We start from the raw sequence: 14,608 nt of genomic DNA, 5'->3' as shown, positions 1-14,608 counted from the left end.
CCATGTCATCCGTTGTGTTGATCGCCAGTGGCGCGGCCTATGGCCAGGAATCACTGTTTAACGCCCTGCGTCTGGGCATTGCGCTGAAAGAGCAGCAGGCCGATCTCAATCTGAAACTGTTTTTGATGTCGGACGCGGTGGTGGCCGGCCTCGCCGGGCAACAGCCGCACGAAGGTTATCATTTGCAGCAGATGCTGGAGATCCTCACCGCGCAGCAAGTGCCGGTAAAATTGTGTAAAACCTGCGCCGACGCGCGTGGCGTCAGCCGGTTGCCGCTGGCTGACGGGGTGGAAATCGGTACGCTGGTGGAACTGGCGCAATGGACGCTGGCCGCCGAGAAAGTATTGACGTTCTGATCCCGCTACATCTGTACATCACCAGCAACGTTTTTCTTATTCGTTGGCTATCTGCGATCGTGATAATCTTTCGGCTTCATTATTGATTCGAAGTCAAATCATGCATCGCAGGTTAGCTAAACGTCCTTTTCTGACGTTACCCTCGTTCTTCGGGGGGGATATCTCCCGCGCCCTCGTTCTGTTTTTATTGATCGCCATTTGTGCGGTCTGCCAGCCTGTTGCCCATGCGGCGTTGAACGGCGATGCGCCGTCGCGCAGTGAAATTCAAAACCAGCTTGATGCGCTTAATAAGCAGAAGACGCTGACGCCGGTCAATAAGCTCACCCAGCAGGATCTGACCCGCACGCTCGAACTGCTGGACGCCATCGAACGCGTCAAACAGGATGGCGCCGAGCTTAAACAGCAGTTGCAGTTGGCACCGGGCAAGCTACGCCAGGTGACCGAAGATCTGGATGCGCTGAAAGTCCCTGTGGATAGCGCGGCCGCCAGAGCCGATCTGCTGCCGCTCTCCCTGCGCCAACTGGAAACCCGCCTTTACCAGACGCTGGACGAACTGCAAACCGCGCAGGAAAACCTCTCCGCCTATAACAGCCAACTGGTTTCGCTGCAGACCCAGCCGGAACGGGTGCAAAGCAGCATGTATACCGCGTCACAGCGTCTGCAGGAGATCCGTAACCAGCTCAACGATCAGACGCCGGGCCAAAACTCGCTGCGCGACAGCCAGCAGGTGATGTTGGCAACGGAGCAGGTGTTGCTCAATGCGCAGATTGATCTGCAGCGCAGGAGCCTGGAAGCCAACACCACCTTGCAGGACCTGCTGCAGAAACAGCGCGATTACACCACCGGACACATCGACGCGTTGGACCGATCGGTGCAGTTGCTGCAAGAAGTGGTTAACAGCAAACGCCTGACGCTGTCTGAAAAAACCGCCAAAGAGGCGCAGAATCCGGAAGACGCCACGGACATCCAACAGGATAAGCTGGTCAGTAAAGAGCTGGACGTCAATCGCCAACTCAGCCAGCGGCTGATTGCCGCTACGGAAGAGAGCAACATACTGTTTCAACAGAATATCCGGGTAAAGAACTGGCTCGATCGCGGCCTGCAGTCGGAGCGTAACCTGAAGGAGCAGATCCAGGTGCTGAAAGGCAGTCTGGTGTTGTCGCGCATTCTGTATCAGCAACAGCAAAACTTGCCGCAGGGCACGCTGGTGGCGGATATGGGCACGCGAATCGCCGATTTGCGCCTGGAGCAGTTTGATATCAACCAGCAGCGCGACGACCTGTTCAAGGGCGACGACTACATCAATAAGCTGCTTGTCGACAGCAAAGAGAAAGCCAGTGCGGACGTGCTCGATGCGCTGAACGAAATCGTCGATATGCGCCGTGAGCTGTTGGATCAGTTGAATAAGCAGCTCAGCAACCAGCTTGCGCAGTCGATCAGCTTGCAGATTAACCAGCAGCAACTGACCAGCGTTTACAGCTCGTTGCAAGATACGCTGACCCAGCAGATATTCTGGGTTAACAGCAACAAACCGATCGATCTGGCGTGGTTGAAAGCCTTGCCGGGCGCGGTCAAAGATCAGATTGCCGCACTCGATTTCAAACTGGACACCGGCAAAATGCTGCAGGGCGGGTTGAATGCGTTGGTGTTCCTCATCCCGATGCTGATTCTGATAGCCCTGCTGCGCTGGCGCTACAAGCTGATCGATACGCACCTGCAAAAGCTGGCTAATGATGTCGGGCAGCTAAAACGCGATAGCCAACTGCACACGCCGAAGGCCATTATGCTGACCTTGCTGAAAGTGCTGCCCGGCTCGGCGCTGCTGCTTGGTGCCGGTTTCTGGTGTTACCGCGCGGAAATCGGCCTCAGCGATTTTCTGTGGGCACTGTCGCAACAGCTGGCGCTGTTCTGGCTGATTTTCGGCTTTACCTACCGTACGCTGGCGCCAGGCGGCGTTACCGAGCGCCACTTCAACTTTTCCACCGGACTGTGCGCGCACTACCGCCGGCAGACCCTGCGCCTGGGGTTGGCGCTGCTGCCGCTGATCTTCTGGTCGGTGCTGGGCGAGAAAGCGCCGCTGCGGCTGGTGGAGGATGTTATCGGCCAGGTGGTGGTGATGCTGACGCTGGCGCTGCTTGCCGTGCTGGTGTTTCCGCTGTGCCGCGACGGCTGGCGCGAGAAAGGTTCGCACGCGGTGCAACTGGTGATCATCACCGCCATTGCCGCCACGCCGCTAATCCTGCTCGGCCTGATGTTCGCCGGTTATTTCTACACCACGTTGCGTCTGGCCGGCCGCTGGATCGACAGCCTGTATCTGTTCTTCCTGTGGAACATCGTTTATCTGACCGCCATTCGCGGCCTGAGCGTTGCGGCTCGTCGCTTGGCTTACCGCCGCGCGCTGGCGCGTCGCCAGAGTCTGGCGAAAGAGGGGGCAGAAGGCGGGGAACCTGTCGAGGAGGCGCCTTTGGCGCTGGATCAGATCAACCAGCAGTCGCTGCGCCTGACCACCATGGCGCTGTTCATCATCTTTGCCTGCGCTTTCTACGGCATTTGGTCAGATCTGGTGACGGTGATTTCGTATCTGGACAGCATCACGCTGTGGCATTACACCACCACCGTTGCCGGCGGCAGCGTGCCGCAGGCGGTGACGCTGGGCAACATGATGGTGGCCATCGCGGCGGTGATCGTCGCCTATGTCATGACGCGCAACCTGCCCGGTCTGCTGGAGGTGGTGGTGCTGTCGCGGCTGCAACTGCGACAAGGGGCGTCTTACGCCATCACCACCATACTGACCTACCTGATCACCACCGTGGGCGCCGTTACCGCGCTCGGATCGCTGGGCGTGTCCTGGGACAAGCTGCAATGGCTGGCCGCCGGGTTGACCGTCGGTCTGGGCTTCGGCCTGCAGGAGATTTTCGCCAACTTTGTTTCTGGCCTGATCATTCTGTTCGAGCGGCCGATCCGCATCGGCGACACCATTACTATCGGCACCTTCTCCGGTTCGGTCAGCAAAATCCGCATTCGCGCCACCACCATTACCGATTTCGATCGTAAAGAGGTGATCATCCCGAACAAGGCGTTCGTTACCGAGCGGCTGATCAACTGGTCGCTGTCAGACACCATTACTCGGGTGTTGATCAAGGTTGGGGTGGCGTACGGTTCCGATCTGGACAAGGTGAAAGCGGTGCTGTTGCAGGCTGCGCATGATAACCCGCGGGTGATGACCGATCCGGAACCGCAGGTTTTCTTCCTTAACTTCGGCGCCAGCACGCTGGATCACGAATTGCGTCTTTATGTTCGTGAATTGCGTGACCGCAGCTATACCGTCGATGAGCTGAACCGCTCGATCGATCGCCTGTGCCGGGAGAACGACATTAATATCGCCTTCAACCAGCTGGAGGTGTATTTGCACAACCAGCAGGGTAACGAGGTACAGGAAGTGAAACGGACGCTGTCGCAGGATGGGGGCAGCCCGTCGGCTGGATAATGGGATGAAAGCGAGGGTTCAGTTCAATTCAAGGCTGAACCCTTTTTACTGCCCGGCGGGCAGGTAGGGCGTGGTGACGCCGTTGCGTTGCAGTTTTTCCTGATAGTCCCGTTTGACAATATCCAGCGCCGCCAGCGCGATGGCTGGATCGATCTCGTTACATTCCAGCAGGTAAATCAGGTCTACCGCCAGCTGCAATTCTGGTGAGGCATTATCTAGAGACATAAAACCAACATTTTTGTTTAGTAGTTGAATGAATAAGGTGTCGCTTCGGCTGAGTATAGTGAACAAGGCGCGCGGCAGGGAATAATCATTAAAGTATTGTGATAAATCTTCAAAAACCGTTTTCTTTACGCTCGATGCTGCGCTCAATGCGCGCCAGCGCCTGTCGGCAACGCACCAACCTGCCTTCCAATGCCGCCAATTCGTGCTGCAATTTTTGCTGCGCTGCGAATGTGGTCTGCCTGCCCAGCAGGCTTTCCCGATCCTGAATCATCGACATTAACCGGCGTTCATAATCCTGATGTTCGGCCAGCTTGTGATACAAATCGACCGCCACCACTTCTTTCGGCTGATTTTTACGGCGCAACGCCTGTGTCGCCAGTTCGCGCTGCAGAGCGGTGATCTGGGCCACCAGCTTCTCTGCCAGAAAGGCGACCTGACTGATGCGGCTGTCGTTGGCTGCCGTCTGCAACTGGGCGAAGTTCCTTTGCACTTCTGCCAGATAATCACGCAGCCGGGTGCCGCGATTGGAAAACAGCGCGGCGTCAAAGCGCGCCTGAGGGATAGGGGCGTCGCCACGCGGCGTGACCTCGGCGGCCAAGGCCGCGATCTGCTGTTCTAACACCTGTAATAGACGGTGAGTGCTCACGTTGGCTCCATTCAAATTTCACAGGGCTCAGCTTGCCCGCGATCCCGCCGTGAAACAAGCGCGGCGCGCATATTCCGGCCATTGCGGCTGGTGGCGCAGGGGATGACGGTGATAAAGTAACGCCAGACAGACTAGCGGACAAGGGCTCGCATGACGCGTTGGTTATTGATTATCCTCGGTTGGTTGGCGGTGGTACTGGCGACGCTGGGCGTGGTGCTGCCGCTGCTGCCGACCACGCCATTTCTGCTGCTGGCCGCCTGGTGTTTTGCCCGCTCATCGCCGCGTTTTCACCATTGGCTGCTGTATCGTTCCTGGTTCGGCCCTTATCTGCGCCATTGGCAACAGCATCGTGCGTTGCCGCCAGGGGCCAAAGGGAAGGCGGTAGCGGTGATTGTGCTGACGTTTGCGGTTTCGCTGTGGCTGGTTAAACTCTGGTGGGTGCGCGGGGTGTTGTTGCTGATGCTGGCTATTCTGCTGACCTTTATGCTGCGTCTGCCGGTTGTTGATCTGCCGCAACAAAAACAGCGCTGATCCTGTCTTATTATGCCCTGGGGCTTTCAAGTCGGCCGCTCCTGCACATTCATGCGCTCGCGGCATTTACGCATCCCTCTATAACGCAGCCAGGCGATCCGCTCGCTCATCCTCAGAGGCTTGCTCAGGCAAGTCACTGGCGATGGGCGAGTGCGGATAACAACGCTGTAACTTGAAAGATGACGGGGATGGTTGCATTTGTCCGCCAGTTTGCATAGATTTGGGCGTTTTCGTGCGCGAGTTGCTTCCCATTCCTTCTTTATATCGGGCTGGGTGACGCAGTTTGCGCGCAAGTCTTCAGGTAGTTTTATCAGGCAACAATTATGACCGCTACTGCGCAGCAGCTTCAGTTTATTAAAGACAGTATCAAAACCATTCCGGATTACCCGAAGCCGGGCATACTGTTCCGTGACGTCACCAGCCTGCTGGAAAACCCGCTGGCTTACGCGGCCAGCATTGAATTGCTGGTTGAGCGCTACCGCGATGCGGGCGTGACCAAAGTGGTGGGCACCGAAGCGCGCGGTTTCCTGTTCGGCGCTCCGGTGGCGTTGGCGTTGGGCGTGGGTTTTGTGCCGGTACGCAAGCCGGGCAAGCTGCCGCGTGCGACCCTCAGCGAGAGCTATGAGCTGGAATACGGCACCGATCAATTGGAAATCCACACCGACGCCATCGTGGCCGGCGATAAAGTGCTGGTGGTTGACGATCTGCTGGCGACCGGCGGTACCATTGAGGCCACCGCGAAACTGATCCGCCGTCTGGGCGGGGAAGTTAAAGACGCCGCTTTCATCATCAATCTGCCGGAGCTCGGCGGTGAAGCGCGTTTAAATAAGCAGGGCATCGAATGCTACAGCCTGGTCTGCTTCGCAGGCCACTGATCCTGCATTGTCCCAATGCCACAACGGCCTCGCGGATCGCCGCGGGGCTGTGTTAGCATGACCCTCTAGATTCCTCGACTTCTCCGGTATTAATGAGCTATCAGGTTCTTGCCCGTAAGTGGCGCCCTCAAACGTTTGCAGATGTTGTCGGACAAGAACACGTCCTGACGGCGCTGGCCAACGGCCTCTCGCTGGGGCGGATTCATCACGCCTATCTGTTTTCAGGCACGCGCGGCGTGGGTAAAACCACCATTGCGCGCCTGCTGGCCAAAGGCCTGAACTGTGAAACCGGCATCACCGCGACCCCGTGCGGCCAATGCGATAACTGCCGCGAGATTGAGCAGGGGCGTTTTGTCGATCTGATCGAGATCGACGCCGCGTCCAGAACCAAGGTGGAAGACACCCGCGATCTGCTGGATAACGTCCAATACGCGCCCGCCCGCGGCCGTTTCAAAGTTTACCTGATTGACGAAGTGCACATGCTCTCGCGTCACAGCTTCAATGCGCTGTTGAAAACGCTGGAAGAGCCGCCTTCGCACGTGAAGTTCCTGCTGGCGACCACCGATCCGCAAAAGCTGCCGGTGACCATTCTGTCACGCTGCCTGCAATTCCATCTCAAAGCGCTGGATGTCGATCAGATCCGCAACCAACTGGAAACGGTGTTGCAGGCGGAGAACATCACCAGCGATCAACGTGCGTTGCAACTGTTGGCGCGCGCCGCCGACGGCAGTATGCGCGACGCGCTCAGCCTGACCGACCAGGCGATTGCCATGGGGCAAGGTCAGGTGACGACCGCCACCGTCAGTCAGATGCTGGGCACGCTGGACGACGAACAGCCGTTGGCCATCCTTGAGGCGCTGGTTAGCGCAGACGGCGAAAAGGTCATGGCGCAGGTCGCGCAGGCGGCTTCTCGCGGCGTAGATTGGGAGAATTTGCTGATCGAGACGCTGGCGCTGTTGCACCGCATTGCGATGGTGCAATTGCTGCCGTCGGTACTGGATAATCATTACGCCGCTATTGAACAAAGGCTGCGTGAACTGGCGCGTACCTTGCCGCCGACTGACGTACAGCTTTATTACCAAACGCTGCTGGTAGGGCGCAAAGAGCTGGCTTTTGCGCCGGATCGTCGCATGGGGGTTGAGATGACCCTGCTGCGTGCGTTGGCGTTTCACCCGAAAGCGGTGATCCCGGAGCCGGTGGCGCCGGTGCAAATTGCCCCTGCGCAGATGGCGCAGCCGCGGGCCCCCTCTGCCCAGCCGCCACAGTTTCAGGACGCGCCACCGCCGTTAGGGCAGGCCGCACCGCAGAACAATCCACCGGCGAACCTACCGGATGCCACCGCGCAGTTATTAAAAGCGCGCACCCAACTGCTGCGGCAGGGAGCATCCACACCAAAAAAGAATGAGCCGGCGGCGCCAGGAAAAGCGCGGCCGGCAAACTCAGCACTGGAGCGTTTGGCTTCAGTGACTGAGCGCAGCCAGCAGCGCCTGGCGGAAAAACAGGTGCAGGAAAAACCGGCCAAACCGGAAGCCTACCGTTGGCGGGCGCTGACCGAGCCGGAAGCGGAGCCGGAACCTCTGGCGACGCCGAAAGCGTTGCGCACCGCACTTGAGCATGAGAAAACGCCCGAGCTGTCGGCCAAGCTGGTGGTCGAGTCGCTTGAGCGTGATCCCTGGGCGGCAGAGATCGATAAGCTGAAAATCCCGAAACTGGTGCAGCAACTGGCGTTGAACGCCGTGAAACAACAGCTGGAACCAGGCAAAATTTGTCTCCGCCTGCGGTCTTCGCAGCGCCATCTGAACTCGCCTTCGGCGCAGAAGGTGCTGACTGACGCGCTCAGCGAGTTGTACGGCAGCCCGGTTGAGTTGACCGTGGTGGAAGACGATAATCCGGCGGAGCGGACTCCGCTGGAGTGGCGGCAAGCCATTTATGAAGAAAAACTGGCGCAGGCGCGCCAGTCCATCGTTGCGGATACCAATATCCAGACGCTGCGCCGCTTCTTCGACGCGGATCTGGATGAAGAGAGTATTCGCCCCCTTTAAACGCTGCGCAAAGTGCGCGGCCCTAGCGACGAGAGACGACTATGTTTGGTAAAGGCGGTCTGGGCAACCTGATGAAGCAAGCCCAGCAAATGCAAGAAAAAATGCAACAGATGCAGGAAGAAGTCGCCAAATTGGAAGTGACTGGCGAATCTGGTGCAGGCCTGGTGAAAGTCACCATTAACGGCGCGCACAACTGCCGTCGCGTGGAGATCGATCAAAGCCTGATGGAAGACGATAAAGAGATGCTGGAAGACCTGATCGCCGCTGCGTTTAACGACGCCGCGCGCCGCATCGACGAAACCCAGAAAGAGAAGATGGCGTCTGTTTCCAGCGGCATGCAATTGCCACCTGGCTTTAAGATGCCGTTCTGATGCAAACCAGCCCGCTCCTTGAAACATTAATGGAGGCGTTGCGCTGCCTGCCGGGCGTTGGCCCGAAGTCAGCCCAGCGCATGGCGTTCCAACTGCTGCAGCGCGATCGCAGCGGCGGAATGCGCTTGGCGCAGGCGCTGACCCGAGCCATGTCGGAAATTGGCCACTGTGCCGATTGCCGCACTTTCACCGAGCAGGATATCTGCACCATTTGCGCCAATCCACGCCGTCTGCAAAACGGCCAGATCTGCGTGGTGGAAAGCCCGGCCGATATTCATGCCATCGAGCAGACCGGTCAGTTCGCCGGGCGCTACTTTGTGCTGATGGGCCACCTGTCGCCGATGGATGGCATCGGGCCCGGCGATATCGGTCTGGATCGGTTGGAGCAACGGCTGGAAAAGGAAAGCATTACCGAAGTGATCCTGGCCACTAACCCGACGGTGGAAGGCGACGCAACCGCCAACTACATCGCCGAGATGTGCGGCCAGTATGGCGTGCTCGCCAGCCGCATTGCCCACGGCGTGCCGGTGGGCGGCGAGTTGGAGATGGTCGACGGCACCACGCTGTCGCATTCGCTGGCCGGCCGCAACGTCATCAAGTTTTGATGTTTTCCCAGGCGGGGCCCATGCGGCCCCGTTATTCCCCCGCAAAAATTTCCCGCCAGCCGCTTGAAAAACAACGCGCTTGTCCCCATTTACTCCTCATTGTCCGATTTTGGCAGCCACTGTCTTTGAGGTAATCTGAGTATGAAAGGTCAAGAAACCCGCGGTTTCCAGTCTGAAGTAAAACAACTGCTTCATTTGATGATTCATTCGCTGTACTCCAATAAAGAAATTTTCCTGCGCGAGCTGATCTCCAACGCCTCAGACGCCGCCGACAAGCTGCGCTTCCGCGCGCTGTCTGCGCCTGAGTTGTATGAAGGCGACGGCGAGCTGCGTGTGCGCCTATCCTTCGATAAAGATCAGCGCACGCTGACCATTGCCGATAACGGCATCGGCATGAGCCGCGATGAAGTGATCGAGAACCTCGGCACCATCGCCAAATCTGGCACTAAATCATTCCTGGAATCTATCGGTTCCGACCAGGCCAAAGACAGCCAGTTGATCGGCCAGTTCGGCGTCGGTTTCTATTCGGCGTTCATCGTGGCGGATAAAGTCACCGTGCGCACCCGTGTCGCCGGCGCAGCGGCGGATCAGGGCGTGTTCTGGGAGTCTGCCGGCGAAGGCGATTACACTATTGCCGATGACACCAAAGAAGATCGCGGCACCGAGATCACCTTGCATCTGCGCGAAGGCGAAGATGAATACCTCGATGCCTGGCGTCTGCGCTCGGTGATTGGCAAATACTCCGATCACATCGCGCTGCCGGTTGAAATTGAAAGCAAAAACGAAGAAGACGGCACCGTCACCTGGGAAAAAATCAACAAGGCGCAGGCCCTGTGGACCCGCAGCAAGGCGGACGTCACCGACGAAGAATACAAAGAGTTCTACAAGCACATCGCTCACGACTTTACCGATCCGCTGAGCTGGAGCCACAACCGGGTAGAAGGCAAGCAGGAATATACCAGCCTGCTGTATATCCCGGCGCAGGCTCCGTGGGACATGTGGAACCGCGATCATAAACACGGCCTGAAGCTGTACGTGCAGCGCGTGTTTATCATGGACGACGCCGAGCAGTTCATGCCGAACTACCTGCGCTTCGTGCGTGGCCTGATAGATTCCAACGATCTGCCGCTGAACGTTTCGCGTGAAATTCTGCAAGACAGCCGCGTGACGCAAAACCTGCGCGGCGCGCTGACCAAGCGCGTACTGCAGATGCTGGAAAAACTGGCCAAAGACGATGCTGAAGGCTACCAGAAGTTCTGGCAGCAGTTCGGCCTGGTGCTGAAAGAAGGCCCGGCAGAAGACGGCGGCAACAAAGAAGCCATCGCCAAGCTGCTGCGCTTCGCTTCTACCCAGGGCGACAGCTCGGCGCAAACCGTCTCGCTGGAAGAGTACGTCGGGCGCATGGCGGAAGGGCAGGATAAAATTTATTACATCACTGCCGACAGTTATGCCGCCGCGAAGAGCAGCCCGCACCTGGAGCTGTTCCGCAAGAAAGGCATCGAAGTGCTGCTGCTTTCCGATCGCATCGACGAATGGATGATGAGCTACCTGACCGAATTCGACGGCAAGCCATTCCAGTCGGTCAGCAAGGCGGACGAAGCGCTGGACAAGCTGGCGGATGAAACCGAAGAGCAGAAAGCCGCCGAAAAGCAGCTGGAGCCGTTTGTCGACCGTGTGAAGACGCTGCTGGGCGATCGCGTGAAGGACGTGCGTTTGACGCACCGCCTGACCGATACGCCGGCCATTGTCACCACCGGTGCCGATGAAATGAGCACCCAGATGGCAAAACTGTTTGCCGCTGCGGGCCAGGAAGCGCCGGAAGTGAAATACATTTTCGAGTTAAATCCGGAGCATGCGTTGGTCAAACGCGCATCCGATGTGGGTGATAACGAACAATTTGCCGAATGGATCGATCTGCTGATGGATCAGGCGCTGCTGGCTGAACGCGGCACGCTGGAAGATCCAAACCAGTTTATCCGTCGTATGAATAAGTTGTTGTCGGCCTAATTCCCGGCTTATGCGCCCTTAACCCTGTGGTTAAGGGCGCATTCTTTGCTTTTCTCCCTGATTTTCCTGTTTTACCCGCCTTGTTGTCCCTGTCGTTCCGCAATCGATTTCCTTGCGTACCTTGAGCCAGCCCCCCCGGAAATGGTATGGTTGAGCGTTTTCGCAATTTTATAAAAACTACATAGCAAGGGGATTTACGCAATGCGTATCATTCTGCTGGGCGCTCCGGGCGCTGGTAAAGGTACTCAGGCTCAATTCATCATGGAGAAATACGGTATTCCGCAAATCTCCACCGGTGATATGTTGCGCGCAGCCGTGAAGGCCGGCAGTGAGCTGGGCAAGCAGGCGAAAGAAATCATGGACGCCGGCAAGCTGGTGACCGATGAGCTGGTGATTGCACTGGTTAAAGAACGCATCACTCAGGAAGATTGCCGCAACGGCTTCCTGCTGGATGGTTTCCCGCGCACCATTCCACAGGCTGATGCGATGAAAGAAGCCGGCATCAACGTGGACTACGTGCTGGAATTCGCCGTGCCGGACGAACTGATCGTCGATCGCATCGTTGGCCGCCGCGTACATGCGCCGTCTGGCCGCGTGTATCACGTTAAATTCAATCCGCCGCAGGTGGAAGGCAAAGACGACGTGACCGGCGAAGAGCTGACCACCCGTAAAGACGATCAGGAAGAAACCGTGCGCAAGCGCCTGGTGGAATACCATCAGATGACCGCACCGCTGATTTCCTATTACAGCAAAGAAGCGCAAGCAGGCCACACCCAATACCGTAAAATCGACGGCACCCGTAAAGTGACCGAAGTGAGCGCTGAACTGGCGACCATCCTCGGCTGATCGATTTTTCATTGCTGTGCATAGCGCCAGGCCTTAGGTCTGGCGTTTTTTTTATCTGGCGACAGAGGCGCCGCCTGTTGCTGATATCGGTTTCGGTGCAGCGCTTTTCCGCTACAATAGACGCCATTAATTGACGTTAACGCCCTGATCCAGAACGGGGGTTAGCCTGTAAGGCATCAAGGGGAGCTGAGATGAAGCAAGAGAAACACGGGGTATTGCTGGTGAACCTGGGCACGCCGGATGCTCCGACCTCGTCGGCGGTAAAACGCTATCTGAAGGAATTCCTCAGCGACGACCGCGTAGTCGATACTTCACCGCTGATCTGGTGGCCTATCCTTAATGGCGCGATCTTGCCGCTCCGATCGCCGCGCGTCGCCAAGCTGTATCAGTCGGTATGGATGGACGAAGGCTCGCCGCTGCTGGTCTACAGCCGCCGTCAGCAACGCGCGCTGGCCGCACGCATGCCGAACACCCCGGTAGAGCTGGGCATGAGCTACGGTTCGCCGAGCCTGGTGGAAGCGATAGACAAGCTGTTGGCGCAGGGCGTAACCAATCTGGTGGTATTGCCGCTGTATCCGCAATACTCCTGTTCGACCAGTGCGGCGGTGTGGGATGGCGTGGCTCGCGTGCTGAAAGGCTACCGCCGCCTGCCGTCGATAGGCTTTATCCGCGACTACGCAGAGCACCCGGCCTATATTGCCGCGCTGCGCCAGAGCGTTGAACGCTCGTTCGCCGAGCACGGCCAGCCGGATCGGCTGGTGTTGTCTTTCCACGGCATTCCCAAGCGTTATGCCCGCCTCGGCGACGATTATCCGCAACGCTGCGAAGATACGCTGCGTGCCTTAACCGCCACGCTGCCGCTGGCACCGGACAGGGTGATGATGACCTACCAGTCGCGCTTTGGCCGCGAACCCTGGCTGACGCCTTACACCGATGAAACCCTGAAAAGCTTGCCGGCGCAGGGCATCAAGCATATTCAGCTGATTTGCCCCGGCTTCTCGGCGGACTGCCTGGAAACGCTGGAAGAAATCAAAGAGCAGAACCGCGAGATCTTCCTCAAGGCCGGCGGTGAGAAGTTCGAGTATATAGCCGCGCTGAACGACGAACCGGCGCATATCGATATGATGCAGCAACTGGTGGCTCAGCGCTTCTGATCGTCATGCAACCCCCTCAATCAGGCAGAAATGTGCTAACATTTTCTGCCTGATAATAGCCACTGCCGCCAATCACATGAAATTTCCTGGTAAACGTAAGTCCAAACACTATTTTCCGGTGAACGCTCGCGATCCGCTCTTGCAGCAAGTTCAGCCTGAAAATGAAGTCAGCACCTCTTATATCGTCGGCATCGACCAGACGCTGGTGGATATCGAAGCAAAAGTGGATGACGCGTTTATCCAACGCTACGGCTTGAGCCTGGGGCATTCTCTGGTGATTGAGGATGACGTCGCCGAGGCACTGTATCAGGAGCTAAGCGAAAACAATCTGATCGACCATCAGTTCGCCGGCGGCACCATCGGCAATACTCTGCACAACTATTCGGTGCTGGCGGATGACCGTTCGGTCCTGCTTGGCGTCATGTGCAGCAACATTAAAATCGGCAGCTACGCTTACCGTTATTTGTGCAATACCTCGAGCCGCACCGATCTTAACCACCTGCAGGCGGTTGACGGCGCTATTGGCCGCTGCTTCACCTTGATCACAGAAAGCGGCGAACGCACTTTCGCCATCAGCCCCGGGCAGATGAACCAACTGCGGCCGGAGAGCGTGCCGGAAGAGGTGATCGCAGGTGCATCGGCGCTGGTACTGACGTCGTATCTGGTGCGCTGCAAGGAGGGGGAGCCGATGCCTGCCGCCACCATGCAAGCCATAGAATTTGCCAAAAAACACGACGTGCCGGTGGTGCTGACGCTGGGCACCAAGTATGTGATCGCCGATAACCCGCAGTGGTGGCGCGATTTCCTGAAGCAGCATGTGTCGATTCTGGCGATGAACGAAGACGAAGCGCTGGAGCTGACCGGGCTGAGCGATCCGCTCACCGCCTCTGATATGGCGCTCGAGTGGGTGGATTTAGTGCTGTGCACCGCCGGGCCAAACGGCCTGTATATGGCGGGTTACACTGAAGAGGCCAACAAGCGGGAAACCCAACATCCGTTGTTGCCGGGGCATATCGCCGAATTTAACCGTTATGAGTTCAGCCGTGCCATGCGTCGTGAAAGCTGCGAGAGCCCGTTCCGCATCTATTCGCATATCGCGCCGTACATGGGCGGGCCGGAGAAAATCATGAATACCAACGGCGCCGGCGACGGCGCGCTGTCGGCGTTGTTGCATGATATCGCCGCCAACGGTTTTCACCGCAATAACGTGCCGAATTCCAGCAAACATGTGCGCAGCTACCTGACGTATTCCTCGTTGGCGCAGGTGTGCAAATATGCCAATCGCGTCAGCTATCAGGTGCTGAACCAGCATTCACCGCGCCTGACGCGTGGCCTGCCGGAACGGGAAGACAGCCTGGAAGAGTCTTACTGGGAACGGTAAAAAGCAAAAGGTCCGGCAAGCCGGACCTTTTTGATCACCGTGACCCGTCCTGAATAGCGTTGACACATTTTACTCACGCACA

General features: G+C 57.7%; 13 protein-coding genes and 1 other annotated feature. Of the genes, 11 read left to right on the top strand and 2 right to left on the bottom strand.

Translation table 11 applies throughout. The annotated features are described in order from the left end of the window. Positions 1-2: 2 nt before the first annotated feature. Positions 3-356, top strand: coding sequence for a DsrE/DsrF/TusD sulfur relay family protein (locus ACUTQW_RS18075; RefSeq protein WP_006323985.1), 354 nt, complete (start codon positions 3-5; stop codon positions 354-356). A 100-nt stretch (positions 357-456) separates the two neighbouring features. Continuing rightward, on the top strand, positions 457-3,843 hold the full coding sequence (gene mscK / locus ACUTQW_RS18070) for a mechanosensitive channel MscK (RefSeq protein ID WP_020438553.1): 3,387 nt from the start codon (positions 457-459) through the stop codon (positions 3,841-3,843). A gap of 45 nt (positions 3,844-3,888) precedes the next feature. On the opposite strand, the gene rsmS is transcribed toward mscK, so the two are convergent. Further along, positions 3,889-4,068, bottom strand: a complete 180-nt coding sequence (gene rsmS, locus ACUTQW_RS18065; RefSeq protein WP_004949369.1) for a pleiotropic regulatory protein RsmS — start codon at positions 4,066-4,068, stop codon at positions 3,889-3,891. 109 nt (positions 4,069-4,177) lie between these two features. Beyond that, the gene (gene priC, locus ACUTQW_RS18060) at positions 4,178-4,714 is read right to left on the bottom strand and encodes a primosomal replication protein PriC (RefSeq protein WP_004949371.1); all 537 of its coding nucleotides are present in this window, start codon (positions 4,712-4,714) and stop codon (positions 4,178-4,180) included. Positions 4,715-4,864: 150 nt separating this feature from the next. On the opposite strand from priC, the gene ACUTQW_RS18055 reads away from it, so the two are divergent. The 9 genes from ACUTQW_RS18055 (at position 4,865) to ACUTQW_RS18015 (ending at position 14,526) form a co-directional block, all read left to right on the top strand. Continuing rightward, positions 4,865-5,245, top strand: coding sequence for a DUF454 family protein (locus ACUTQW_RS18055; protein ID WP_020438554.1), 381 nt, complete (start codon positions 4,865-4,867; stop codon positions 5,243-5,245). A 323-nt stretch (positions 5,246-5,568) separates the two neighbouring features. Beyond that, on the top strand, positions 5,569-6,120 hold the full coding sequence (gene apt, locus ACUTQW_RS18050; protein ID WP_004949374.1) for an adenine phosphoribosyltransferase: 552 nt from the start codon (positions 5,569-5,571) through the stop codon (positions 6,118-6,120). Between the two features lie 92 nt (positions 6,121-6,212). Next, entirely contained in the window at positions 6,213-8,162 is a 1,950-nt protein-coding gene (gene dnaX, locus ACUTQW_RS18045; protein ID WP_020438555.1) for a DNA polymerase III subunit gamma/tau, read from the top strand. Further along, positions 7,495-7,559: a sequence feature (DnaX frameshifting element), on the top strand. Its footprint overlaps the gene before it by 65 nt. 41 nt (positions 8,163-8,203) lie before the next feature. Beyond that, positions 8,204-8,533 (top strand): YbaB/EbfC family nucleoid-associated protein, encoded by a 330-nt coding sequence (locus tag ACUTQW_RS18040; protein WP_004949379.1) that lies wholly within the window; start codon positions 8,204-8,206, stop codon positions 8,531-8,533. After that, a complete protein-coding gene (gene recR / locus ACUTQW_RS18035) occupies positions 8,533-9,138 on the top strand; it encodes a recombination mediator RecR (RefSeq protein WP_445654927.1) in 606 nt (201 codons plus the stop codon). The genes ACUTQW_RS18040 and recR overlap by 1 nt, the downstream gene beginning before the upstream one ends. Positions 9,139-9,279: 141 nt before the next feature. Further along, positions 9,280-11,145 carry a molecular chaperone HtpG gene (htpG, locus tag ACUTQW_RS18030; RefSeq protein ID WP_037432255.1) on the top strand — a complete coding sequence of 622 codons (1,866 nt, stop codon included), beginning with the start codon at positions 9,280-9,282 and terminating at the stop codon, positions 11,143-11,145. A 201-nt stretch (positions 11,146-11,346) separates the two neighbouring features. Then, entirely contained in the window at positions 11,347-11,991 is a 645-nt protein-coding gene (adk, locus tag ACUTQW_RS18025) for an adenylate kinase (protein WP_004949386.1), read from the top strand. A 191-nt stretch (positions 11,992-12,182) separates the two neighbouring features. Continuing rightward, a complete protein-coding gene (gene hemH, locus ACUTQW_RS18020; RefSeq protein WP_006323992.1) occupies positions 12,183-13,145 on the top strand; it encodes a ferrochelatase in 963 nt (320 codons plus the stop codon). A 76-nt stretch (positions 13,146-13,221) separates the two neighbouring features. Next, entirely contained in the window at positions 13,222-14,526 is a 1,305-nt protein-coding gene (locus tag ACUTQW_RS18015; protein WP_020438556.1) for an inosine/guanosine kinase, read from the top strand. Positions 14,527-14,608: the final 82 nt, after the last annotated feature.

This window comes from Serratia sp. TSA_7, assembly GCF_052692135.1.
This window is presented reverse-complemented; position numbering and strand designations above follow the sequence as displayed.

Excerpts from the sequence above, each read along its gene's own strand:
- htpG (WP_037432255.1), top strand. The coding sequence starts at position 9,280 with ATGAAAGGTCAAGAAACCCGCGGTTTCCAGTCTGAAGTAAAACAACTG.
- ACUTQW_RS18015 (WP_020438556.1), top strand. The coding sequence starts at position 13,222 with ATGAAATTTCCTGGTAAACGTAAGTCCAAACACTATTTTCCGGTGAAC.
- ACUTQW_RS18075 (WP_006323985.1), top strand. The coding sequence starts at position 3 with ATGTCATCCGTTGTGTTGATCGCCAGTGGCGCGGCCTATGGCCAGGAA.
- mscK (WP_020438553.1), top strand. The coding sequence starts at position 457 with ATGCATCGCAGGTTAGCTAAACGTCCTTTTCTGACGTTACCCTCGTTC.
- dnaX (WP_020438555.1), top strand. The coding sequence starts at position 6,213 with ATGAGCTATCAGGTTCTTGCCCGTAAGTGGCGCCCTCAAACGTTTGCA.
- rsmS (WP_004949369.1), bottom strand. The coding sequence starts at position 4,068 with ATGTCTCTAGATAATGCCTCACCAGAATTGCAGCTGGCGGTAGACCTG.
- ACUTQW_RS18055 (WP_020438554.1), top strand. The coding sequence starts at position 4,865 with ATGACGCGTTGGTTATTGATTATCCTCGGTTGGTTGGCGGTGGTACTG.
- recR (WP_445654927.1), top strand. The coding sequence starts at position 8,533 with ATGCAAACCAGCCCGCTCCTTGAAACATTAATGGAGGCGTTGCGCTGC.
- ACUTQW_RS18040 (WP_004949379.1), top strand. The coding sequence starts at position 8,204 with ATGTTTGGTAAAGGCGGTCTGGGCAACCTGATGAAGCAAGCCCAGCAA.
- adk (WP_004949386.1), top strand. The coding sequence starts at position 11,347 with ATGCGTATCATTCTGCTGGGCGCTCCGGGCGCTGGTAAAGGTACTCAG.
- apt (WP_004949374.1), top strand. The coding sequence starts at position 5,569 with ATGACCGCTACTGCGCAGCAGCTTCAGTTTATTAAAGACAGTATCAAA.
- hemH (WP_006323992.1), top strand. The coding sequence starts at position 12,183 with ATGAAGCAAGAGAAACACGGGGTATTGCTGGTGAACCTGGGCACGCCG.